Origin of the sequence: Chondromyces crocatus (assembly GCF_001189295.1) — a bacterium.
Taxonomy (GTDB): domain Bacteria; phylum Myxococcota_A; class Polyangia; order Polyangiales; family Polyangiaceae; genus Chondromyces; species Chondromyces crocatus.
Genome location: NZ_CP012159.1, coordinates 2,974,402 through 2,997,791, shown reverse-complemented (window position 1 = coordinate 2,997,791; position 23,390 = coordinate 2,974,402). Strand labels below are relative to the sequence as shown.

16 protein-coding genes are annotated in these 23,390 nt (G+C 69.3%); 13 read left to right on the top strand and 3 right to left on the bottom strand.

Annotated features, from left to right (window positions below; translation table 11 throughout):
• Positions 1-76 precede the first annotated feature (76 nt).
• Positions 77-760, bottom strand: a complete 684-nt coding sequence (locus CMC5_RS11160) for a hypothetical protein (RefSeq protein ID WP_050430386.1) — start codon at positions 758-760, stop codon at positions 77-79.
• Positions 761-1,034: 274 nt separating this feature from the next.
• Here CMC5_RS11160 and CMC5_RS11155 point away from each other — a divergent pair, with 274 nt between their 5' ends.
• The 9 genes from CMC5_RS11155 to CMC5_RS11110 all read left to right on the top strand — a co-directional run bounded on the left by CMC5_RS11155 (position 1,035) and on the right by CMC5_RS11110 (position 12,942).
• Positions 1,035-3,068 (top strand): LodA/GoxA family CTQ-dependent oxidase, encoded by a 2,034-nt coding sequence (locus CMC5_RS11155; RefSeq protein ID WP_050430385.1) that lies wholly within the window; start codon positions 1,035-1,037, stop codon positions 3,066-3,068.
• Entirely contained in the window at positions 3,068-4,261 is a 1,194-nt protein-coding gene (locus CMC5_RS11150; RefSeq protein ID WP_050430384.1) for an NAD(P)/FAD-dependent oxidoreductase, read from the top strand. Before CMC5_RS11155 ends, CMC5_RS11150 begins: the two co-directional genes overlap by 1 nt.
• Positions 4,262-4,667: 406 nt before the next feature.
• Positions 4,668-5,060 carry a hypothetical protein gene (locus CMC5_RS11145; protein WP_050430383.1) on the top strand — a complete coding sequence of 131 codons (393 nt, stop codon included), beginning with the start codon at positions 4,668-4,670 and terminating at the stop codon, positions 5,058-5,060.
• Positions 5,061-5,317: 257 nt separating this feature from the next.
• Positions 5,318-6,451, top strand: a complete 1,134-nt coding sequence (locus tag CMC5_RS11135) for an STAS domain-containing protein (RefSeq protein ID WP_050430381.1) — start codon at positions 5,318-5,320, stop codon at positions 6,449-6,451.
• Positions 6,444-7,601, top strand: coding sequence for an STAS domain-containing protein (locus CMC5_RS11130; protein WP_156338448.1), 1,158 nt, complete (start codon positions 6,444-6,446; stop codon positions 7,599-7,601). The genes CMC5_RS11135 and CMC5_RS11130 overlap by 8 nt, the downstream gene beginning before the upstream one ends.
• Positions 7,594-8,727: a PAS domain-containing protein gene (locus tag CMC5_RS11125; protein ID WP_050430379.1), complete on the top strand. Its 1,134-nt coding sequence runs from the start codon at positions 7,594-7,596 to the stop codon at positions 8,725-8,727. Before CMC5_RS11130 ends, CMC5_RS11125 begins: the two co-directional genes overlap by 8 nt.
• A gap of 189 nt (positions 8,728-8,916) precedes the next feature.
• On the top strand, positions 8,917-10,038 hold the full coding sequence (locus CMC5_RS11120; RefSeq protein ID WP_156338447.1) for a PAS domain-containing protein: 1,122 nt from the start codon (positions 8,917-8,919) through the stop codon (positions 10,036-10,038).
• 301 nt (positions 10,039-10,339) lie between these two features.
• Positions 10,340-11,536: an STAS domain-containing protein gene (locus tag CMC5_RS11115; protein WP_063796254.1), complete on the top strand. Its 1,197-nt coding sequence runs from the start codon at positions 10,340-10,342 to the stop codon at positions 11,534-11,536.
• A gap of 305 nt (positions 11,537-11,841) precedes the next feature.
• Positions 11,842-12,942, top strand: a complete 1,101-nt coding sequence (locus CMC5_RS11110; RefSeq protein ID WP_050430377.1) for an STAS domain-containing protein — start codon at positions 11,842-11,844, stop codon at positions 12,940-12,942.
• Between the two features lie 48 nt (positions 12,943-12,990).
• Here CMC5_RS11110 and CMC5_RS48440 read toward each other — a convergent pair whose 3' ends face one another.
• Positions 12,991-15,180, bottom strand: a complete 2,190-nt coding sequence (locus CMC5_RS48440; protein WP_050430376.1) for a vWA domain-containing protein — start codon at positions 15,178-15,180, stop codon at positions 12,991-12,993.
• Positions 15,181-15,190: 10 nt separating this feature from the next.
• Complete coding sequence (locus CMC5_RS11100; protein WP_050430375.1) at positions 15,191-16,216, bottom strand: PAS domain S-box protein; 1,026 nt, start codon at positions 16,214-16,216, stop codon at positions 15,191-15,193.
• 354 nt (positions 16,217-16,570) lie between these two features.
• Between CMC5_RS11100 and CMC5_RS48435 the strand changes: the two genes are divergently transcribed.
• The 4 genes from CMC5_RS48435 (at position 16,571) to CMC5_RS48425 (ending at position 22,654) form a co-directional block, all read left to right on the top strand.
• The gene (locus CMC5_RS48435) at positions 16,571-18,754 is read left to right on the top strand and encodes a serine/threonine-protein kinase (protein ID WP_050430374.1); all 2,184 of its coding nucleotides are present in this window, start codon (positions 16,571-16,573) and stop codon (positions 18,752-18,754) included.
• Positions 18,755-18,785: 31 nt separating this feature from the next.
• The gene (locus CMC5_RS48430; protein WP_050430373.1) at positions 18,786-19,592 is read left to right on the top strand and encodes a hypothetical protein; all 807 of its coding nucleotides are present in this window, start codon (positions 18,786-18,788) and stop codon (positions 19,590-19,592) included.
• Between the two features lies 1 nt (position 19,593).
• Positions 19,594-20,829 (top strand): tetratricopeptide repeat protein, encoded by a 1,236-nt coding sequence (locus tag CMC5_RS11085; RefSeq protein ID WP_050430372.1) that lies wholly within the window; start codon positions 19,594-19,596, stop codon positions 20,827-20,829.
• Positions 20,830-22,279: 1,450 nt separating this feature from the next.
• Positions 22,280-22,654, top strand: coding sequence for a PE-PGRS family protein (locus CMC5_RS48425; RefSeq protein WP_156338446.1), 375 nt, complete (start codon positions 22,280-22,282; stop codon positions 22,652-22,654).
• The last annotated feature ends 736 nt before the right edge of the window (positions 22,655-23,390 follow it).

The window sequence follows — 23,390 nt, the reverse complement described above, 5'->3', positions numbered from 1 at the left end:
GGCTCAGCGTCCGCGGCTCGATGCATGAAGGAGGGCAAGCTAGCGCAGGAAGGCGGGGACGACCTCTTCGACGGGCTCAGGAACCGTTGAGCGCCTGGTACGTGAAGCGGTCGCGGCGGAAGATCTGCACGAAGGACTTACTCCCTCCCGGAAGAATGATGGGATAAATGGCTTCGGGGAGCGGATCGGTCGAATGGAAGCCGTCCGGGATCCCGGGGATGGTCACCACCACGCCTCGCTCCAGATCCGCGGCGCTGATTCCAGGAGGAGTCCCGGCGAGCGTCACTTCGTGATGGAAGTTGGGACGCCTCGTGATCACGTGCGACATGAAGGTCTCGACGCCACGGCCATAGATGAAATAGGTCAGCTCCCGGGGGTAATCCGGCCCATCGGCGTGCAGCGGCAAGTAATACATCAGGCGCCCCGGGACAGCCGTCACGACCATGAGCTTGTTCTTGTCGTCGATCGACTCTTTGTAGAGCTGCATCTGAAACCGATCGCGGAGCAGATCATAGAGCACCTTCGTCTCCAGCGAGAGCCCCAGAAGAAGCGTCTGTGGGCTCTGCCGACGAAACTCCTCCAGGTAAGCTCTCGCGTCGGGCACGGGCTCCAGGTACAGCTCCTGAATGGCTTGATACGCATGGGGCTGCATCTGGAACATGGCGGAGTGCGCCAGGTACGAGTGCTCATAGCCGAACACGACGAATGCATGCTGAGTCGGTTGCTCGTCGGTCCCGAGCGCAGCGTTTTGCGGTTGCATGGGTATTCTCCTCGACGGTTCACGATGGCTCGTCGCGCCATGGGCGATGTCGCTCAGGCCGACGATGGGTTCTCGCAGGTCGAGGCATTGCACGACCTGGGCCACTGCGAGCCTCCGCTTGCATGTCCCGAGGATGGCCTGGTGACGCCATCCAGGTGATGCAACGGCACCTTCGCCCCCTCTCCATCGCACGAGCCGAGCATGCCATCCGCAATGCCATGGCATGTCGCGTGCTGACGGGACGCCCCTCGGCGGCAACGCCCAAAGGAGTCCCATGGCACATGCACCGATTGTTCGATACGCCATCCACCCCGCGCTCGGCATCGCCCGCGTCGGCAGCGCCCCCGCGCCAGCCGATGCTGCCCCCGGCGAGGAGGGTTACTACATCACCTCCGAGGTCCCCGGCGTGGCCGCGGCCCCCGAAGGCGGCTTCAAGACCCCCGATGGTCAGCTCAAGCGAGGGGTAGCTCGCTTTCGCGTCTACGGCTACGACGCCGACGGCAACGTGGTCCAGGAAATCACCTCGGCCGATGCCCAGATCACCTGGCGCGTCCACGTCGTGAACCGCAAGTCGGCCTGGTACAGGTTCTACAACGCGATGGACATCGGGGCGGAAGCCCTGGACACCACCCACCGCAACGACGCGATCCAGGGGGATCAGCGCAGGCAGCTCGCCATCGATCCCGGTCCCCGCACCATCACCGGCAACGGCGTCTCGGGCCGCGCGTACCAGTTCGCCTCCGGTTTCATCCGCTTCCCGGATGCCCCCCAGGACGTCGTGCAGGTCTACCTCGGCGAGCTACGCACCGACGCTCAGGGGCGGCTGCTCTTCCTCGGTGGCCGCGGTCAGGCGGGCTCGGTGTACGGCGAGCTCCCGAGCACGTTCGCCAACAACGAGGGCTGGTACGACGACACGTCCGACGGGACGGTACGGGCCACGATCACCGTCGGCGGAAAGGACTACGACGCCGAACCGGCGATGGTCGCGGTGGCGCCACCGAACTACGCGCCAGGAATCTTCCCCGTGACGACCATGTGGGACGTGGTCCACGACCTCTACCTGCGCCAGGGCTGGGTCACGCCGGAGCCTCAGATCGTCTTCTGGCAGCACATCTACCCCCTCTTCGCGCGCCTCGTCGACAACCAGTGGGTGAACCACGGGCTCTACATCCTCTTCGGCGCAGGCTCCCCGAGCGATCTCACCAGCAAGGCGCTGCTCGACAAGCTCTCGAGCCCCGACGCGAAGAACGAGAAGCTCAGGCAGCAGTGGGCCGCGTGGTTCCGCAGCCCCCAGATCCCGGTCCCCGAGGCGCGCCCCGAGCAGCGGCCGGACGCCCTGCCGCCCTTCTACGGCGACGGCTACGGCGAGTTCCGCGGCACCGACATCGCCGATCTCGGGCTGACCACCACCCAGTACGAGTGGCTCGATCGGTGGGCCAAGGGGGATTTCGTGACCGGAGACGGCCCGTCCAAGATCACCTCCCTCGACGACATCGACCTCGCTGACCGCCCCGCCGCCATCGATCGGGCGCACCTGGAGGACTGCCTGGGCGGCCCCTTCCACCCCGGGATCGAACTTACCTGGACCCTGCGGGTGCCGACGATGTGGCAGCCCAGAAACGTTCACGACAAGACCTCGCTCGCGTACCGCCTCAACGTGCTGCCGGAAGGACAGATGCCCAAGGACGACTTCGGCCCCGTCCTCACCCCGGCGGTGGCGCTCGGCAAGGGCGGCCCCACGGACGGCGCCGGCCCTGGCAGCCTCACGCGCTGGCAAGGCGTCCCGTGGCAGACCGATGAAGCAAGCTGCCTTGCCGGCTACGACCTCTCGACCTACCTCGCGCTCCCCTCCTTCTGGTCCTCGCGCGTCCCGAACGAGGTCCTCAGCGTGAAGGCGTACCACCGCGTCCTCGACGCGAACCAGCCTCTCCTCCAGCGCATGAAGCACCTCGCCTACCGCCAGTTCTGGCTGCGCGACATCGACACGGGGAGCCAGGAGCGCCGCGCGCACATGGTCGCGGAGTGGGACAAGATGGGCATCGTCACCGCGGTCGACGCCCCCTCCGACGGAGCAAGTCTCGGTCTGGGTCAGCAGATGTGGGTCGAGCTCGGCCGTGACGACTCGTTCGAGGTCAACGATCCCACCTGGAGCCAGGTGCAGAAGGCCGAGAGCACCAGCGTCTCCCGGGGAGCACCCCCTGCCCTTCGCGCGGCCATTCTCCCCGCACGCCACAAGGCCGCCGCGGTGGAGCCTGCAGAGATCATCGGCAACCCCCTTCGGCGCCGCCGCGACCGCGGGAACGTCTGATGAACAGCGCACGCCGCGCCGTCATCGTGGGGGGTGGTCCAGCGGGCACCGTGGCCGCCCTCGTCCTCGCTCGGCGCGGCGTGCGCGCCATCGTGCTGGAGGGGCGTCTCGGCCCTTCCACGAAGGCAGGCGAGTGCCTTCCCCCCAGCGTCACCCTGCTCCTGGCTCGGCTCGGCCTGGAGCAGCTCCTCACCCAGGACGGGCACCTCCGGTCGCGTGGACACCGCTTCGTGTGGGGATCACCCCGGCCCGGGGAGCGACCCTTCTTCGCGGGCGTCCGTGGCGATGGGTGGCACGTGGACCGCCGCCTGTTCGAGGCGCGCCTCGCGGAGCGCGCGCAGGCTGCCGGCGTCGATTTTCGCTGGGGGACACGGCTCGACCGCTGCATACGCGAGGGAGAACGCTTTCATCTGGAGCTCACCGACCCAGGCGGTGCACGGATCACCGAGACCACCGACTTCGTGGCCGACGCCACGGGCCGCGCGGCGAGCGTCGCCCGGCGCCTCGGTGTGCAGCGGGTGCGTTACGACCGCCTCGTCGGCGTCGCCGCCCGTCTCGAAAGCCCCACGCCGACCACGGACACGTACACACTCGTGGAGGCGACCCCGGACGGCTGGTGGTACTCCGCCCTGCTCGCCGACGGCGCGCTCGCGGTCGCCTTCATGACCGACGCGGACCTCATGGACCGTGGTCTCGCCCACGGTGAGGCCGATGCCGCTCGTGAAGCCTTCCTGCGCGCGCTCCGAGAGGCGCCAGAGACACGCGAACGCATCGAGGGCCACGGATACCGCCTCGCAACGCCGCCACAGCCACAGCGGGCCGAAACGTCGCGCCTCACCAGCGTCACCGGAGCGGGTTGGCTCGCCGTGGGCGACGCTGCGGCGGCCTACGATCCCCTGTCGTCCCACGGGATCGGGTCTGCGATGGGGTCGGGGTACTACGCCGGACACGCCATCGCCGACCACCTCGCTCACCGCCCCGACGCCCTGCCCACCTACGTCGCCGTTCTCCAGAATGCTTACGGCGCTTACCTCGATCTCCAGCGCCAGCACTACCGCACCGAGCATCGATTCCCTGGCGCTCCCTTCTGGGAGCGCCGGCGCATGCCTCTCTACTGCCTGGATCCCATCGAAGCCCGCAGCAGCGTCACGTCGACGACCCTGCCTCCGACGCTCGACCCCTGCCTCCCCTGAACCATACGGCCGACGATCTCGCCCGCTTCCTGACGTCATGACGGCAGGCCCGAAGCGGCGAGGCATGCCTGATTTCCCGCGTGAATCGCACGGTGATGGGGTCCCGACGAGCTTTGCACGGCGGGGCGGCGGGGGTGCGTTCCCCTGCTGCAGGCCCGCACGGCCGATTGCTGTCTCCCACCAGGACGCGCCGCGTCCCTCGAAGACGCAAGGTCCTCACGCCCGATGAACCGCACCGACATCGAAGGGGTGCCACCCCACCAACATCAAGCGGCGCGCGCTGCCGCAGTGACCTCGCGCTCTCTCGCCAGGAGAACCAGGGCGCAGGAACGGACCGTGCACTTCGCCGCACCGGACTCCAGCTGCGTCGAGCGGCTGAACCACAACGACAAAGGAGCTACATTCCATGGCCTGGGCATACCGTTACCATTCCGATTCCGATAGCCGCAACGTCGCAGCCGCCCTGCTGAACGAACTCAATGGACTGCTCCCGCACCAGGCCGCCACGGCGAAGACGGGCATGGCCGATCAGAAGGGAGCGTCCTCGAAAGGCGTCGTCTTCTACGACGAGGAGACGACGGCGCCTCCCCCTTTTCAAGCGTCCGGTGCCTGGAGCAGCAAGGTGCTCTCCTTCGAGAACAACAGCGAATATGACGCGCACTTCCAGGCCATCGTCGACATGCTCGACGGCAAGACGGCCGAGAAGCTCACCCGTACTCAGGCCGCCTATGCGCATTTCTCGATGTGCGACTATCAGTCCGGCCACGCACGCATGGCACTCTTCTGGCCGAGCAAGTGAGCACGTGTCTCTTCAGGTGGTGCGCGATGGTCGACGGCACGGCCAGCGCCCCCATGGCGCCCGCGCGATGTAGGCGTGCCCCAGACATCGAGCCCCCCGAGCTCTTCGACCCTACCCACCGCCTCTCTCATGGACGCCATGACCTCGTCCTGCACGTGAGCGACGTCTTCCCCAGCACGCCCCCCTGCTGATAGCTTGAATACGTCGGTGCGAGAACACGCACCAGATGTCCGTGGGGGGGTGAAGGGGAAACCGCCATGTCGGTCGAGGAATTCTTCTCGGTTTGCCCGGCCATGCTGTTCATCACCAACCTGGATGGCCGGTTGGAGCGCACGAGCACCGCGTTAAAGAACACCTTGGGCGTCGACGACACACCAGGTCAGCCACTCCGTACGTTCATCCACCCGGACGACCAGGGCGTTTTCGACGCCGCCTGGGCCCGGGTTCAGACATCCAGCGAGCCTGTCACCCTGCGCGCGCGATTCCGGGAAGCCGATGGGCATTCCAGGCATCTCTCGTGCCGCATGGCGCGCCCCGACGAGGGCCCGACCATTCACGGCAGCTTGCACCAGCACCTCGTCGAGGCGGATCCCGTCTGCAAAGAGGCGCTGTTCGATGCAATCGCCGCCCACCTCCCCGTGGGCATCTGGGCCCTCGATGAAGAGGGGAAGTTCCTCCTCCAAGAGGGCGCGACCACCCAGTCGATGGGGCTCGCGCCGCGCCAGTACGTGGGACAAAACGTCTTCGCACTCCATGGAGATGCCGACGTCGTCCGGACCCACGTCCGAGAGGCCCTTGCCGGAAGAGCGACGCATTACCTCAGCGAGATGATGGGCGTCCACTGCGACAACTGGATGGTGCCCATTCACGACGACGACGGGCGACAGTTCATGACGCTCGGCTTCAGCATGGATATCACCCGCGTCCACGAGACCCAGGTGTCCCTGCGCGAGCGCATTGCGGAGATCGAGCAACAGCGCGAGATCATTCGCCAGCTCTCCACCCCCATCATCGAGGTCTGGGATGGCGTGCTCACGCTGCCCATGCTCGGCATCCTCGACAGCTCCCGCACTGCGGACGTCATGCAGCAGCTCCTCGCCCGCATCGAGCAGGACCACGCCAGCTTCGCCATCCTCGATCTCACGGGCGTGGAGATGATCGACACCGGCGTCGCCGGCTACATCATCCGGCTCGTCAGCGCCATTCGCTTGCTCGGCGCGGAGGGCATCGTCTCCGGCATCCGGCCCACGGTCGCCCAGACCATGGTCGCCGTCGGCGCCGACCTGTCCCAGATCGTCACCCACCGCAACCTGCGCGCCGCCCTCACCTACTGCATTCGCCAGATGACCCCACGCCCGGCGTCCCAGCCGAGGAGGTCCCCCCATGAGTGACCCCGCGCCAACCGATTTACTCGACGCCTTCCTCGGCAGCTCCCCGGACATGCTGTTCGTCGCTGCTGGCGACGGGCGACTCCGCGCCGTCAGCCGAGGGCTCCGCGACACCCTCGACCTCGCCCCCGCGAACGATCTGCCCCTCACCGCACTCGCTCATCCCGGCGACCGGGCCGCGCTCTCCATCGCGCTCTCGCATCTGCGCCGCAGCCAGAAGCCCGTGCAGTTCGATCTCCGCCTCCGCGACGCGCGCGGGGTATACCGCCCATTATCGTGCCACGCCGCCAGCACGCCCGGTGGAGACACCATCCACGGGCACCTCCGGACCAGGCCAGACCCGAGACCCCGGCGCATCAAGGAGCGGCTCTTCGACGCCATGCTCGACTACCTCCCCGCCGCGGTGTGGGCGCTCGATCCAGCGGGCGACTACATCTACAACGACGGCCAGCTCCTCCTCTCCAATGGCTACGAGCGCGGCAGCTTCCTCGGCCAGAACATGCTCGCCCTCCATGGCGCCATCGACGGGGTCACCGTCAACGTGAAGCGCGCCCTCGCCGGTGAGCCCGTCCATTACTTCAACGAGCACGGCGGCTATACCTGGGAGAACTGGATCATCCCCCTTCACGACGCCCAGGGGAAGCTGAGCCTGGTGCTCGGGTTCACCCTCGACGTCTCCGCCATGTCACGGGTCGAGCGGGAGATGCGTCAGCGCCTCGCCGAGATCGAGCAGCAGCAGGAGGTCATCCGCCGCCTCTCCACGCCCATCATCGAGGTCTGGGACGGCGTGCTCACCCTCCCCATGCTCGGTGTCCTCGACAGCATCCGCACCGCCGACGTCCTGCAGAGCGTACTCACCCACATCAGCCAGCGCGGCACGCGCTTCGCCATCCTCGACCTCACCGGCGTCGAGGTCGTCGACACCCGGGTGGCCGGCTACCTCATCCGGCTGATCAGCGCCGTCCGCCTCCTCGGGGCCGAGGGCATCGTCGCCGGCATCCGCCCCACCGTCGCGCAGACCATCGTCGCCCTCGGCGCCGACCTCTCCCAGATCGTCACCCACCGCAACCTGCGCACGGCCCTCGCCCACTGCATCCGGCAGATGGCCCCGGCGCTCGCCCCCAACCGCTCGAGGAGGCTCCCTCATGGCTGACCCCAGCCCGACCGACTCCATGAACACCGTGTTCGAGACGTCCCCCGATCTGCTCTTCATCGCCAGCGTCGACGGCGAGCTCCTGTCGATGAGCCGATCCCTCCGTCACAGCCTCGGCGCCGAACGGGGAGCGCCACTCACGCTCGCCGCGCTCGCCCACCCCGACGACCAGGAGACGCTGTCCGACGCGCTCACGAAGACGCGCAACAGCACGGCACCAGCGCGGTTCGACCTCCGGCTCCGCAACGCGCGCGGGCCCTATCGGTCACTGTCGTGCCACGCCGCCCGCGCTCCGCAGGGAGACACCATCCACGGCTGCTTCTGGCCCAGGACCGTCTCCGGCACCTCGAGCATCACGGCACGGCTCTTCGACGCCATGGTCGACTACCTCCCCTCCAGCGTCTGGGTACTCGATCCGGAGGGCCGGTTCATCTACAACGACGGCCGGCTGCTCGGCGCAATCGGCATCGACCGCCACACCCTGACCGGCAAGAACATTCTCGACCTCTATGGCCACGTCGAGGGCGTCACGAGCCATGTCCGGCGCTCGCTCACCGGCGAGGTGGTCCATTACTTCACCCGGTTCGATGGGGGGGCCTGGGAGACCTGGCTCCTCCCCATTCGTGATGCCCGAGGCGACCTGAGCGTGGTGCTCGGCTTCAACATCGACATCACGAGCGTCCACCGCGCCGAGGTGGAGCTGCGCGCCCGGCTCGCCGAGATCGAGCAGCAGCAGGAGGTCATCCGCCGCCTCTCCACGCCCATCATCGAGGTCTGGGACGGCGTGCTCACCCTCCCCATGCTCGGCGTCCTCGACAGCGCCCGCACCGCCGACGTCCTGCAGAGCGTGCTCACCCACATCAACCAGCGTGGCGCGAGCTTCGCCATCCTCGACCTCACCGGCGTCGAGGTCGTCGACACCCGGGTGGCCGGCTACCTCGTCCAGCTCATCAGCGCCATCCGCCTCCTCGGGGCCGAGGGCATCGTCGCCGGCATCCGCCCCACCGTCGCGCAAACCATCGTCGCCCTCGGCGCCGACCTGACCCAGATCGTCACCCACCGCAACCTGCGCGCCGCCCTCTCCCATTGCATCGCCGTCATGCGGGACCGGGGCACCACCACGTAACCCCGCCCTCACGTCATGCTGCATACCCGCACGGCATTACCCGTGCGTCTCCCCACAATCCCTCATTGAAAAGAGCGGTCACCCCGCCGGGCTCATCGCTGTCGCCTTCCGTAATGAATGGCGTTCTGATACGCCGGACCATTGACGCGCGACCCGGAGATTCCTGTGGGCGTAGATACACCGAGCGCATTGCTGGATTCGTTCTTCTCGACGTGTCCCGAGCTGCTGTTCGTCGCCACCCTCGACGCAAAGCTCCAGCTCTCCAGCGCGGCGATGCGGCGCCACCTCGGCGCCGGGGGTGAGCCCGGGGTCCACCTCCTCGACCTCATCCACCCCGAGGACAAGCCCGTCTTCGAGACCGCCTGGGCGCGCCTCTCGTCGAGCACCACGCCGGAGCGGCTCGACGTCCGCCTGCGTGACACGCACGGGGTGTTCACCATGGTGAGGTGCCATGCAGCCCGCACCGAGGACGGCACCGCCATCCACGGCGCCTTCCGGCTAGAAGCGGTCTGCCCTCCCCGCACCAAGGAACTCCTCCTCGACGCGATGGCAGAGAACCTCCCTGCAGCCATCTGGGGCTGCTCCGGCGACGGCACCCTCGTCTACCAGGAGGGCAAAGCCCTGGAGATGCTCGGCGTGAAGCGCGGCGAGTTCGTGGGACAGAACCTCCTCGACCTCTACGGCAACGTCGAGGGCCTGGGCGAGTACGTGCGCCGCGCCCTCGCTGGCGAGAGCATCCACTACCTCACCTACCTGCAGGGGTTTCACTGGGAGAACTGGCTCATCCCCATCTTCGACGCCCACGGGGAGCGGGTCATGATCCTCGGCTTCACCATCGACATCACCCGCGTCCGCAAAGCCGAGGAAGAGCTCCGCCTGCGGCTCACCGAGATCGAGCACCAGCAAGAGGTCATCCGTCGCCTCTCCACCCCCATCATCGAGGTCTGGGACGGCGTGCTCACCCTCCCCATGCTCGGCGTCCTCGACAGCACCCGCACCGCCGAGGTCATGGACAACCTCCTCGATCGCGTCGCCCAGAGCCAGGCCCGCTACGCCATCCTCGACCTCACCGGCGTCGAGGTCGTCGACACCGGCGTCGCCGGCTACCTGCTCCGCCTCGTCAACGCCATCCGCCTGCTCGGCGCCGAAGGCATCGTCGCCGGCATCCGCCCCACCGTCGCCCAGACCATGATCACCCTCGGCGCCGACCTCTCTCAGATCGTCACCCACCGCAACCTGCGCGCCGCCCTCTCTCACTGCATCCGGCAGATGTCCTCCCCGTCGCCCTCGACGCCTCGCCCCCACGATTGACGCTCCGCCCCGCGGATGCCCCCAACGGTCGCCGGTCGCGTTCAGCAACGGCCTCGCTCGCCTCGCCGCCCCACCTGCATACCGCCTCGTCCCATTCCGTCGTCGTGGGAGGTCAACGCGACATGCCGGCAAGATTTGCGCTCAGGTCATGACGCGCACCGGGTTCACGTACGCTGTGCGAGTCCACACACGCTCGCAATCGCCAGAGTACGCCTGGCACGCATGGATTCCCCGCAGTCGCCTTCCGGAGGGAGTGGTCATCTGATACGTCGGACCATTGGTACGCGACCTGGAGTTTCTTGTGGCCGCAAACACACCGAGCGCATTGCTGGATTCATTCTTCTCGACTTGTCCCGAGCTGCTCTTCGTCGCCGCCATCGACGGACGGCTGGAGCTCACCAGCGCGGCGCTGCGGCACCACGTGGGTGCGGGGGGAGAGGCAGGGGCTCAGCTCCTCGATCTCATCCACCCGAAGGACAGACCTCTCGCCGAAGCGGCCCTGGCGCGCCTGCGGCAGAGCACCACCGCCGAGAGGCTCGACGTGCGCTTGCGGGACGTGCAGGGCGCCTATGGAATGGCGACGCTCCATGCGGCCTGCACGCAGGACGGCACCGCCATTCACGGCTCGCTGCGACTCGACCTCGAGAGCCCCCCACGCATCAAGGAGCTCCTCCTCGAGGCCCTCGCAAAGCACCTCCCTGCAGTCATCTGGGGTTGCAATCTCGCGGGCACCTTCATCTACCAGGAGGGCCAGGTCCTGGACACACTCGGGCTGCGACAGAATCACTTCCTGGGCCACAGCATCTTCGACGTCTATGGCGACGTGCCCAGGGTGACGGAGAACGTCCACCGAGCCATCAACGGCGAGCTTACCCACTACTTCACGACGACGGGGGAGATTCACTGGGAGAGCTGGGTGGTCCCCATCCGCGACGCCCACGGCGATCAGGTCATGGTCCTCGGCTTCTCCATCGACATCACCCGCGTCCGCAACGCCGAGGACGCGCTCCGCGATCGTCTCGCCAAGATCGAACAGCAGCAGGAGATCATCCGCCGCCTCTCCACCCCCATCATCGAGGTCTGGGACGGCGTGCTCACCCTCCCCATGCTCGGCGTCCTCGACAGCACCCGCACCGCCGAGGTCATGGACAACCTCCTCGACCGCATCACCCAGAGCCAGGCCCGCTACGCCGTCCTCGACCTCACCGGCGTCGAGGTCGTCGACACCGGCGTCGCCGGCTACCTGCTCCGCCTCGTCAACGCCATCCGCCTGCTCGGCGCTGAAGGCATCGTCGCCGGCATCCGCCCCACCGTCGCCCAGACCATGATCACCCTCGGCGCCGACCTCTCCCAGATCGTCACCCACCGCAACCTGCGCGCCGCCCTCTCTTACTGCATCCGCCAGATGTCTCCTCGTGGTGCCCCCGGTGCGCTCGGTGCGCTCGGTGCGCTCGGCGCCCCCGACACCAAGCCTTCACGGCAGCGCCCGCACGATTGAAACACCCACCGTCCGGTTCGCCCGAACGCAGGACGAGCCCATCCTGCACCGACCTCGCTCGTCCCATTGCAATGGGGTGATGCGTGGATGCTCGAACGAGGCAGCCGGCAACATTTGCGCGCACGTCATGGCCCCTACCCGCAGGGCATCCCCCGTGCGTCTCCACACACTCCCGACACCGAAAAAGTGGTTTCATCACGCGGGGTTTACTCCCCTGTCGCCTTTCGCCTCGGGTGCCCTTCTGATACGCCGAACCGTTGGCACACGACCCGGAGTTCCCTGTGGGCGTAGACACACCGAGCGCATTGCTGGATTCATTCTTCTCGACGTGTCCCGAGCTGCTCTTCGTCGCCACCGTCGACGGACGGCTGGAGCTCACCAGCGCGGCGCTGCGACGCCACCTGGGCGCGGGAGGTGAACCCGGGGCCCGGCTCCACGACCTCGTGCACATCCAGGACAGGGCCCTCTTCGAAGCCGCCTGGGCGCGCCTCGCGCAGAGCACCACGCCCGAAGGGCTCGACGTCCGCGTGCGTGACGCGCAAGGAGACTACGAGACCGTGCGGTTCCACGCCGCCCGTACCGAGGACGGCAGCGGCATCCACGGCGCCTTCCGGTGCGAAGCCGAGAGCCCCCCGCGCACCAAGGAGCTGCTCCTCGACGCGCTCTCGGATCACCTCCCCGCCGTCATCTGGGGCTGCGATCTCCAGGGCACCCTGACCTACCAGCAGGGCAAAGCGCTGGAGGTGGTCGGCCTCTCGCAGGGCCACTTCGTGACGCAGAACATCTTCGAGGTCTACGGCGAGTCGAAGGTGGCGATGGAGCACGTCCGCAGCGCCCTCACGGGCGAGAGCAGCCACTACCTCAGCTCCGCCCAAGGAGTTCACTGGGAGAGCTGGGTGGTCCCCATCCGCGACGCCCGGGGCGAGCAGGTCATGGTCCTCGGCTTCTCCATCGACATCACCCGCGTCCGCAAAGCCGAAGACGAACTCCGCGAACGCCTCGCCAAGATCGAACAGCAGCAGGAGATCATCCGCCGCCTCTCCACCCCCATCATCGAGGTCTGGGACGGCGTGCTCACCCTCCCCATGCTCGGCGTCCTCGACAGCAGCCGCACCGCCGAGGTCATGGACAACCTCCTCGACCGCATCACCCAGAGCCAGGCCCGCTACGCCGTCCTCGACCTCACCGGCGTCGAGGTCGTCGACACCGGCGTCGCCGGCTACCTGCTCCGCCTCGTCAACGCCATCCGCCTGCTCGGCGCCGAAGGCATCGTTGCCGGCATCCGCCCCACCGTCGCCCAGACCATGATCACCCTCGGCGCCGACCTCTCCCAGATCGTCACCCACCGCAACCTGCGCGCCGCCCTCTCCTACTGCATCCGCAACATGAGCCGGGTCGAGGACTGAGCGAAGGCCTGCGCGCCGGACACCGGCCCTCCAGGACCCCGCCCTTCTTTACCGCCCCACCTCGATCCAGAACACCAGCCCGGTGTCGATGACCTCGTAGCGTGCCGACGGCGCGCAGCGGAACACCCCGTCCTTCAGCACCACCGCCCGCACCTCACGCGGCTCCCCCAGCGCCACCGCATCCTCCGCCGGGATCTCCCGCACGACCTTGCCCCCCAGCGGCCGCGCCACCACCCCGCCCCCCGACGCGGGCCGCAGCTCCACGACCGCGCCCGTCCGCACCGGCCCCGCCGCCCCCAGAAGCAGCCGCGCGCCCCGGTAGAAGCCCGCCCGCGCCTGCTTCCGGAGCACGCACGTCCCCGTGCGCGGCACCTCCGGCGCGCGCCGATCCTCGTAGCGCAGCACCAGCCGACGACCGAAGCGCGGCGGCAAGAACAACCCCAGCCCGAACAGGAGCAGCACGAGCCCCCCCGAGCCCACCGCGATCCACGGGTGCGTGCGCTCCCAGAACGTCAACGGGACGACCGTCACCTCCCCCTCGAGCAGGATCGCCCTCGTCTCGTGCCCCTTCGGCTTCACGGGGCGCACCTCCAGCTTCACCGACCGAGGCCCCCCCTCGGCCGCTGGATCCGCCTCCACCCGCAGCGTGAACACGCGCGGCCCCTCCGCCGTCAGCGCGATCGACGCCGGCGACAGCGACAGCCCTGGCCCTCCCTCCAGCGAAAGCTGCGCCTCCAGCGGCACCGCGATCTCGCTCCCCTCCAGGGACAGCATCGCCTCCACCGCCTGGCCTTGCACCACCGGCGCGAACGCTGGCATCCCGGCGGCCACGAGCTTCAGCCGAGGCACCGCCCGCACCACCAGCGGCGCGCTCCGTCGCGTCAGCATCCCGCCCGGACCCGGCACGAGCTCCGCCTGGAAGCACAGCTCCCCCCGCGCGCGCGGCGCCTGGCGCGCCCGGTAGATCCCGTCGGCGCCCCGCCGCAGCAGCACCGGCTTCACCGTCGCGAGCTGCCCCGAGCAGCCCAGCTCCCCGGACGCCGCCTGCGCGCCGCGCAGGTGGAGCTCGTGCCGATCCAGGAACGCCAGCGACGGCAGCTCCCCGGACGCCGACGCGAGGCGCACCCGCACCTCGATCTCCTTGCCCACCTCGGCGACCTCGGGCGCGTCCACGAACTCCAGCCACAGCGACGACCCCTCCACCGCCACGAAGCGCCCCCCGGCCCCGCCCGCGACCCGGTAGGCCCCCACTGCAGGGCTCGCCACCTTGAAGAGCCGGTACGCGGGCCCTTCCACGAACAGCACCTCTCCGGGCTTCTCGTTGTGCGTCGGCACCTCCACCCCGGCCGGGTCGAGCAACCGCGCCCCTGCCCCCCGCGGCGCGACCAGCGCCACGTCGAGCGAACCCGCGCCATCGTGCACCTCGATCGCCGCCCCGGGCGCCCCCTTCATCAGCGCCGTCCCCCGCAACCGCGCATGGATCCCCGCGATGAAACGCGGCAGATCATCCGCCTCCGCCGCCACCATCCCGAGCCCCCCTGACGCGCGCCCCAGCGCCTCCAGGAACGCCCGCGGCGCGGACCGCGACAGCCCGAACGCGAACACTGGCGCCCCCCCGAGCGCCGGCACGATCTCCTTCAGCACCTTCTCGTGGCAGAACGCATCCATCCGGTGCGGCCGCGCCACCTGCGCCGCCACCCCCAGCGGCCCACGCGGATCCGGATCACAGCTCTCGTCGCCCAGGATCAGCAGCAGCTCCCGGTCCGACGGGCTGCCCGGCGCCGCCTCCAGCAGCTTCCGCCCCGCAGCGAGCCCCGCCGAGAAATCGGCCCACACCCCCTCCGTCCCGATCCCCCGGATCGCCAGCTTGAGCGTCGCCCGGTCCTCTGGAGAACGGATCGTCACGAACCCCGACGTCACCTCGCGCGCCGTCCCTGCGAACGCGACCACCGCGACCTCGTCCCCGTCTCGCGACAGATCCACGTGCAGCTCGGCGGCGAGCTTGCGTTGCCCCTTCGGATCCGTCGCCCGCAGCGACGACGACGCCTCGACCACGATCACGCTGCGCACCACCCCCTCCCCCGCTGCTGGCGAGCCCGGCGGGATGGCCGGCAGCAGCTCGACTGGTGCCTCCGCGCGCGCCGAAGCAGGGGCGAAGAGCCCGCAGATCCACGCACACACCACGCACAGCGTCAGCGGGAGACGGACCGGGGCGGCAAGGGGTCGCCAGGGTACCACGGGGCGATGGCTACCGGATCGAGCGCGCGCTGACCAGAGCCGGCCCGCGTCTCCCCCTCCATTCACCGCCCGACGCCCCCCCGGTTCGTCGGAGCGCATAAGAAATCCCTGCTTGCAACGTCCCCAGGGTCAGCGTCTCACCCAGGTCCACATCGGCCGCCATCAGCGCCTGCGCCACCGATGGCGACACCCCGGTGAGCACCACCTCCGCGCCCAGCAAGCGCGCCGCGCGCGCCACCCGGATCAGCGCATCGGCCACCTGCCCATTCGCCTCGCGCACCCCGGTGATGTCCAGGATCGCCACGTGCGCCTGCTGTTCCGAGATCCCGTCCAGCAGCACCTCCAGGATGCGCTGCGACCGCTCGCGATCGATCGTCCCCACGAGCGGCATCGCCAGCACCTGATCGGCGATCGGCATGAGCGGCGTCGACAGCTCCCGCATCGCCACCTGGTGCGCCTCGATCACCTGGTCTTGCAGCGCCGCCCGCTCCGCCTCGCGGACCAGAAGCTCCTCGGCTTGCCGCGCGATCTCGTGCTCCTGCAGCCGCAGCTCGTCCTCGGCCCGACGTCGTTCGGTCACGTCTTCCACAACGCCCAGGATCCACCGCGGCCTTCCTGCCTCGTCGCGGCCGAACACGATGTCCTTGCTGAGCAGCCACCGCCAGCTCCCATCCGGCCTCTGACAGCGGTACGCCACCTCCAGCACATCCCCATCGCGTGCCTGCCGCAGCCGCCCGATGTGCTCTGGCATCACCGCCATGTCGTCCGGATGACCGATCGTCGCCATCAAGGTCCCCCCCATCCGGAGCATGTCCTCGGTCCCGTACCCCAGCAGCTCGGCGAGCTGTCGGTTCGCGTACAGGTTCCGGCTCTCGTCCAAGTCGTAGAGGTAGATGACGTTCGGCGAGAGATCGCAGAGACGGCGGAACCGATCCCGCTCCTCTCGCAGCCCTGAGGCCTCCGACTCCAGCGCGGCCACCTGCGCGCGGAGCCGCTCGACCTCTTCTTCCAGCGCCTGCGTACGAGGATCACTCATGAGAAAGACCTGACACCCCCCGATGCACGACGGCCGCGCAACCCACGACCCTACCATGCGGACCGAAAACGGCCCGTCCGCTGGTCCCTACCACGGACCTTTAACGCAGCGCGATAACCGCTTAGCATCGCGTCAACGCCGGGGGGCCTGTCCTTGTTGTGAGCCCACGCGGGCTCCTTCCCGATTTCTTCATTTGGGGTCCGGTGTGAACGAGCCACCCTGTGAGGACCGCTTCACCCATTCCCCCCTCCACCACCCGACGAACCAGCGCCCCGTGAGCCGCCCTCTCCAGCCCCCCCCGTGGACCCCCGCTCCCCCGAGCACCGCCCCCTCGCGCCCGCAGGAGGCTTGCGGATGAACTGGCGCCGGCTCCTGGGCCTCGCCGACGCGCGCGCCTCCAGCACGGCGCGCATCCTCCGCACGGGGACGAGCAGCGGCGCCCACGCCGACCTCCCGCTCACGACCGGCGACCGCTTGCACAAATACCGCATCACCGGCCTCATCGCCGAGGGCGGCATGGGCCAGGTCTACGACGCCGTCGACGAGTACCTCGACCGCCCCGTCGCCCTGAAGATCCTCGGCCAGGGCCGCGACCGCAACGCCACCTTCGTCATCGGCCAGCGCAAGGAAGCGCGCATCCTCGCCGACCTCGACCACCCCAACATCGTCCGCCTCTACGACGCCGGCATGGCCGACGGCGGCCTCGTCTACCTCGTCATGGAGCGCATCGACGGCATCTCCTTGCGCCGCTTGCTCCAGCACGCTGGCCGCATCGACCTCAAGAGCGCCCTCTCCATCGCCATCCAGATCGTCGACGCCCTCCGCGTCGCCCACGGCGGCGGCATCATCCACCGCGACCTCAAGCCCGAGAACGTCATGCTCCTGCGCGACGGGCTCGTCAAAGTCGTCGACTTCGGCGTCGCCCGGCGCGTCGACGGCAACGCCTCCAGCGACCTGTTTTCCGACATCGGCACCGTCCAGTACATGGCGCCAGAGCAGATCCTCGCCCATGGCGCCACCCGCGCCTCCGACGTCTACGCCGCCGGCCTGATCCTCTACGAACTCATCACCGGCCGCCACGCCTTCGGCACCACCACCGGCGAACTCCCCAGCGGCCGCGTCGTCCAGCAGAACCACCTCCACGCCACCCCGCGCTCCCTGTCCAGCTCCGTGCTCGACCAGGTCCCCGAGCGCCTCAGCGCCCTCGTCGACCGCATGCTCGCCAAGGACCCCGCGCATCGCCCCGACGCCGAGACCGCCCACGCCGCCCTCACCGACGAGTACACGCGCTACGCCGCCGCACACCCCCACGCCGAAGGCGAGTTCGACCGCGCCACGCCGGTCATGGCCGACCGTCGCCCTTCGAGCCCGCGCCACGCTCCCACCGAGACGCCCTCGCCCGAGAAGCCCCCGCAGCCCATGACCGACCCCCTCGACTCCGGCAAAGGCGGCGCCCCCCTCGGCGACCGCACCCTCCCCCTGCACCCTCCCACGTCCCCCGCCGCCCCGCCCTCTCCCAGGCCGGACCGACCGGACGAAGCGCCCACCCCCCGCCGCGGCATCCCGCTCGCGCTCCTCCAGGAGACCGCGCGCATGCGCCCCGAGGAGCACCTCCGCGCCAGCCTCGACGCTGCGCTCCCCACCACCTGGCGCCCCGTCGCCGACACCCCGCAAGCCAGCCACGCCCCTTCCCCTGGCGCCCTCCGTGCCCCCTCCACCAGCATCCCACGCGCCCCCTCGACCGGCATCCCGGAGGTCAGCCACAGCCCGTCACCAGGCGGCCCGAGCCCCCCATCGACTGCCCCCTCGGCGAGCCCCCGACGCACCTCCTCGGCCGACGCCCACGGCGCATCGTCGACCGACACCCCGCAAGCTCACGCCGGCTCCGTGCGCGTCGCCCCCCCCACCACCGCGCCGCGCAGCCCCCTCTGGGTCAGCCTGCGCTGGGCCTTCGCCTCGTGCGCCGTCGTCCTCGTCCTGGCTGCTGGACTGCGCCTCTGGTCGACCTCCCGAAGCGCCGCCCCGCCCCAGCGCACGGCCGCCCCCACCACGACCCGTGAAGTCCTTCCCCCCATCATCTTGCCCCTGCCCGAGACCACCGAGGCCGCCGCCCTCCCGCTCCCGCCCGAGCCCACGGAGACCTCTCCCGACGCCCAGGAAGCCAGCCCCTCCCTCGCTGCGCCGCTGGTGACGCCTCCGGTGACGCCTCCGGTCGACCCCACCAGGAACGCCGTCTCCGCAGAGCCCTCCCCTGCCGCAACGACACGCTCTGCCACGACCGCGCGCCCTGCCACGACGACGACCCCTCCCGCCGCGACGACGACGCACGATACCCCTCGCCCTGCGCAGACCCCTGCGGCCACGGCGACCACGGCGACCACGAGCCGCCCTGCGACCACCGCATCGCCGCGCGCCCCGAGCCCTCCCGCGACGCCCCCCACGACGCCCCCCACGACGCCCCCCACGACGCCGCCACCGACCACCACCGCCCCGACCCCCCCCACGTCGCCACCTCGGCCGCCGCCGCGTCCCTTCTGACGCGCCTCCAACCTGCGAGCGCACGAACACCATGAGCGACGACGAGTTCAGCAAGTACCTCCCCACCGAAGCGACACAGCGTCGCGTGGCCAACCGCGCCACCTCCGAGGAGAACAAGCGTCGCGCCCTGGAGGCCCCCCGTGTCCAAGCAGCCCTCGACAGCCACGGCACCACCCCGACCCGCGGACCGACCGCGCGCCCGCACGCCGCGCGCCCTCACGCCGCGCCTCTCCACGCCCCGCGACACGCCTGGCCTGGCTGGCTCAGCGCCCTCTGCGCAGCCCTCTCCATCCTCGCCCCCCTCGTGCTCGCCGCTGCCCTGTCCCTCCGTGACGCAAGGAGCCGCCACGCCGCTCCCGCGCCCACGACACGCGCGGTCCCTGCATCGACCCCCTCCCCCGCCACGCCAAAGCCACCCCACCCACCGGTCGACGACCCCTCGACCCCTCGCGCACCGCTCACGGCCCCCGACCCGACCGCGCCATCTGGCGCGCCGACCGTGCCCGTGCCGATCGTCACCATCCCCCCAGCGCCACCTGCGCCTCCCGTGATCCCACTTCCCGCACTCACGGCTCCCGCAGTCACGACGCCCGCAGTCACGGCTCCCGCAATTCCACCGCCTGCCGTACCGCCTCCTGTCGTGATCCCTCCTGTCGTGACGCCTCCTGCCGTCACGGCCCCCGCAGTCCCACCTCCCACCATCGAGACGCCAGCGCCCCTCGCACCGGCTGCCACCACGACGTCGAAACCGACCCCCCTGCCGACGACGACCTCGACGCCGGCGCCCCCCAAACCCCCTCAGAAGCCGCCGCCTGGCGGACGCATCCCGGAGTTCTGACATGAGCCACGAGCGTTCCTGGACCCGAGTTGCTTTCCTCGCGACGACCCTGCTCGCCGCGCCCGCCGTCGCGCAGGTGCCTCCTCCTGCCGCGCCGAAAGCGACCCCTGCCGCGCCGAAAACGCAACCCGCAACGCCGCAACCTCCAGCAGCACGACCCGCAGCGTCCCCGCCCTCGTCAGCGCAGCCCTCGCCAGCGCAACCTGCGACCGCCTCCAAGGCCCAGCCGCAGCCCACGCCTTCCGAGAACACCTCGGCCGACGACGACCTCACCCGCATGGCCCGCGAGATGTTCGAGCGCGGCGTCGCCGCCTGGGATGCCGAGAAATACGAGGAGTGCCGCACCCTCCTCACCGCCGCCTGGCTGATGAAGCAGCACCCGCAGGTCGCCCTGAACCTCGGGAGCTGCGAGGTCAAGCTGAAGCGCTACGAGGACGCCGTGCGCCACCTCGCCTACGCACTGCGCGAGACCCCGACCAGCGGCCCCACCGTCACGCCCGCGACCCTGGACCGGCGCAAGACGGCGCAGACCCTGTACGACGAGGCGATCAAGCACGTCGCCCGCGTGCGGCTGACCCTCGACCCGCCGACCGCCGAGGTCCTCGAAGACGGCCGCTCCCTCGGCCGCGGCCCCTGGCTGGACGCGCTCGTCCTCCGCCCCGGCCCTCACATCCTGGAGATACGCGCCGAGAACTACGGGACCGAATACGAAAACGTGGCCGGCAAGGCTGGCGGCGAGGAGCCACTCAGCGTGAAGCTGAAGCCACGCCCGTCGATGTCGACCTCGACGTCGACATCCGTCATCCACGACGAGCAACTGCCCCCGCCGGTGGCGAAGCACCCGCTGCCGTACGTCCTCGTGGGCGGGTTCGCGGTGGGCGCCCTCGGGATGGTCACTGGCGCCGTGCTGCACGGGTTCTCGGGGCGAGAGGCGCGCGCGGCCGACGCATTGCTGAGCCACCTGCAAGGGACGGTGGCCGACGGGACAGGGGAGAGGTGCTCGCCGACGCCACAGCCTGGCGCCTGCACCGCGCTGCGCGGCATGCGAGACAACCAGGATGCGCTCGCCAACACCGGCACCGCCTTCCTCATCGGCGGAGGCGTCGTCCTCGCCGGCACCGCCGCGTACATGGTCACGTCCTACGTGCTCGCCTCCCGGTCGAACCGCAAGTCCGTGGAGATCGCGCCGAGCGTGAGCTGGCAAGGTGGGGGACTCTCGCTGCGAGGGACCTTCTGATGCACAGCGTCGATGCCCACGCAGGGTTGACGCACGGATCCGTGGGGTACGAGCCGATGGCGCATGCGTCGGCGGTGCGCGCGAATTCGTGCTCGGCGCGGGCGGCTCGCGAGAAAGCGTCGATGATGAAAGGGCTGCCGCAAGCCACCCCGACGCCGGGAAGGCGAGACTGGAACGCGAGCACGCCCGCAAGCTTCGAGAACACGACGGAGGGAACACCATGAACACGACGACACGACGACGACTCGGACGGGGGTTGGCCACACTGGGACTCATGACCGCCGCGGTCCTCGGCGCCAGTGCGGGATGCTCGAGCGCTTCCGACGACTGCGCACAGACGAATTCGTGCGGCGGCGGCGGCGATGGCGGCGGCGGCGATGGGGGGAGCGGCGCGGGGACGCCGGCAGGGTGCATTCCGAAGGGGAGCGACGAGGCCGTCAAGGATGACTGCGGCATCTGGGTGTCGCTCAGCCGGGGAGACGACGCCAACGACGGCAGCAGCAAGGCCGCACCCAAGAAGAGCTTGAGGCACGCTGCACTCGTGGCGGCAGAGCGAGGGGTGCCCCGCGTCTATGCCTGCGGCGAGGTGTTCGAGGAGCAGGTCGAGGTGCGCCCAGGGGTGACGATCTTCGGCGGGCTCGATTGCGCCGGGGGGTGGGTGTGGAAGGAGGACACGAAGACCGGCGTGCACGGGCCGCCGGATGTGCCAGCGGTGAAGCTGCTCGCGGGGGATGGGACGACGCGGCTGGAGGATCTGGAGATCCGCGCGTCGGATGCGGAGACGCCGGGCGCTTCGTCGATCGGCGTGCTCGCAGCTGGCGTGACCGCGGAGCTGGAGCGATGCGCCATTGTTGCAGGCAATGGTGCCGATGGGGCGCCGGGAGCGCCGGGGGATCCCATGCCGCGAGCGCAGGGGGGAACGGCAGGGAATCCGGGACGTAATGCGTGCACTATGGCTGGGGATGGGGCGACGACCCCAGGGGGCGCACAGGTCGTGAACATGTGCGAGGAAGATGGAGGCGAGCCATCCATTGGAGGAAAGGGTGGCGATGGAACCTTCATGGTAGGACGCGATGGTGAGCCCGGTGAGGTCGGCACATTGGGCCAAGCGGGTCTTGGAGAGCCCAACGGTGCAGGCACCTGGAGTTGTGCGACCGGCACCGGACTTGGTTATGCAGGAGAGCCAGGGGTCGACGGTGACGCGGGCACCGGAGGCACTGGCAATGGGAGCTTGAGCGCTGAAAGTGGCTACATTGGTATCAGCGGCAATGCGGGAACTGCTGGCAAACGGGGGCAAGGAGGCGGAGGGGGTGGCGGAGCAAAAGGTCCGGGCAGTTGTCCTGGCGGCGCAACGCAGGGCTCAGGCGCCAGCGGCGGAAGCGGCGGCTCCGGTGGCTGCGGCGGCAAGCCAGGGCAAGGCGGCGGAGCAGGCGGCTCAAGTATCGCGCTCGTGAGCATCGAGGCAACGCTGTCTCTGAACGGCTGCGCCCTCGAAGCAGGGAACGGCGGCAAGGGCGGACTCGGCGGCGATCTCCAACTCGGAGGGATTGGTGGAACGTCGGGACCAGGAGGCACGGGAGTCAACCTGTCCCGCGCAGGCTGCAGAGGGGGGGACGGAGGGGACGGCGGTCGAGGGGGCCCCGGTGGCGGTGGCGCCGGAGGACACACCCTCTCCATCGCCTTCAAGGGCACCCCGGTCAGCACGAGCGGCGAGATCCGCCGCTTGCAAGGCTCCGCGGGTCCAGGCGGGCTAGGTGGTGATGGCAACGGGGCGAACAACGCGGGGGAGTCCGGCAGCAAAGCCGACGCACAAGAGTTCCCCTGAGCCATCGAGGGGGGTGGCTCGCCTGTCTTCGAACTACCCATCCTCGGCTGAATGTTCCGACGGCCTGTAACGGCGTTACGTCGCTCCTCAGTCGCTGAGCGGGAAAACCCCTGGTTGGCAGCTGTGATTGTTCCTCATCGGGGCGAGCACTAGCCTGTAGGCACGTGGCGAATGGGGCAGAACAGTTCCCATGGTCGACGGGAGCACTCAGTCCTTCGGGGACGAGCTTGCTTCCTGCTCGTCATCCATTCACCGGCCCCCCGTTGGAGCACGACACCCGTCGAACGCTGCCATGCCTATTGCCACCCAAACGAGAGTTCGGGTTGATTTCTCTGTGAAGAGGGCTTTTTCAAGCAGGGTCGCCAGCAGGACATTTCCTGCACTGCACGACGACGCAGCCGACCCTCTGAAGGAGGCGGCGGGATGAATACGAATTTGACACGATGCGAACAACGCGAGAGGACCTCCTTACCCATGAGAAGTGCAGACAAACGCACGCTCTCTGGCCTGCCCCGAGTACTTGTTCAAGAGGGAGCGAGAGGCCCTCAGGAGCAGAGAGCCGAGCACGGACTGGGCGTAGTCAGAAGGTATCTATGCGCTGGACTGCTTAGCGCGATGAGCGTCATGGCTTGCTCCTCGTTGAGCGGGCTCGACCAGTTTGAGATCGACAGTGGTGATACGACGGGTAGCGCTGGAGGAGGAAGTGGTGAGGAGACGGGCACGCCGGTGGCGTGCA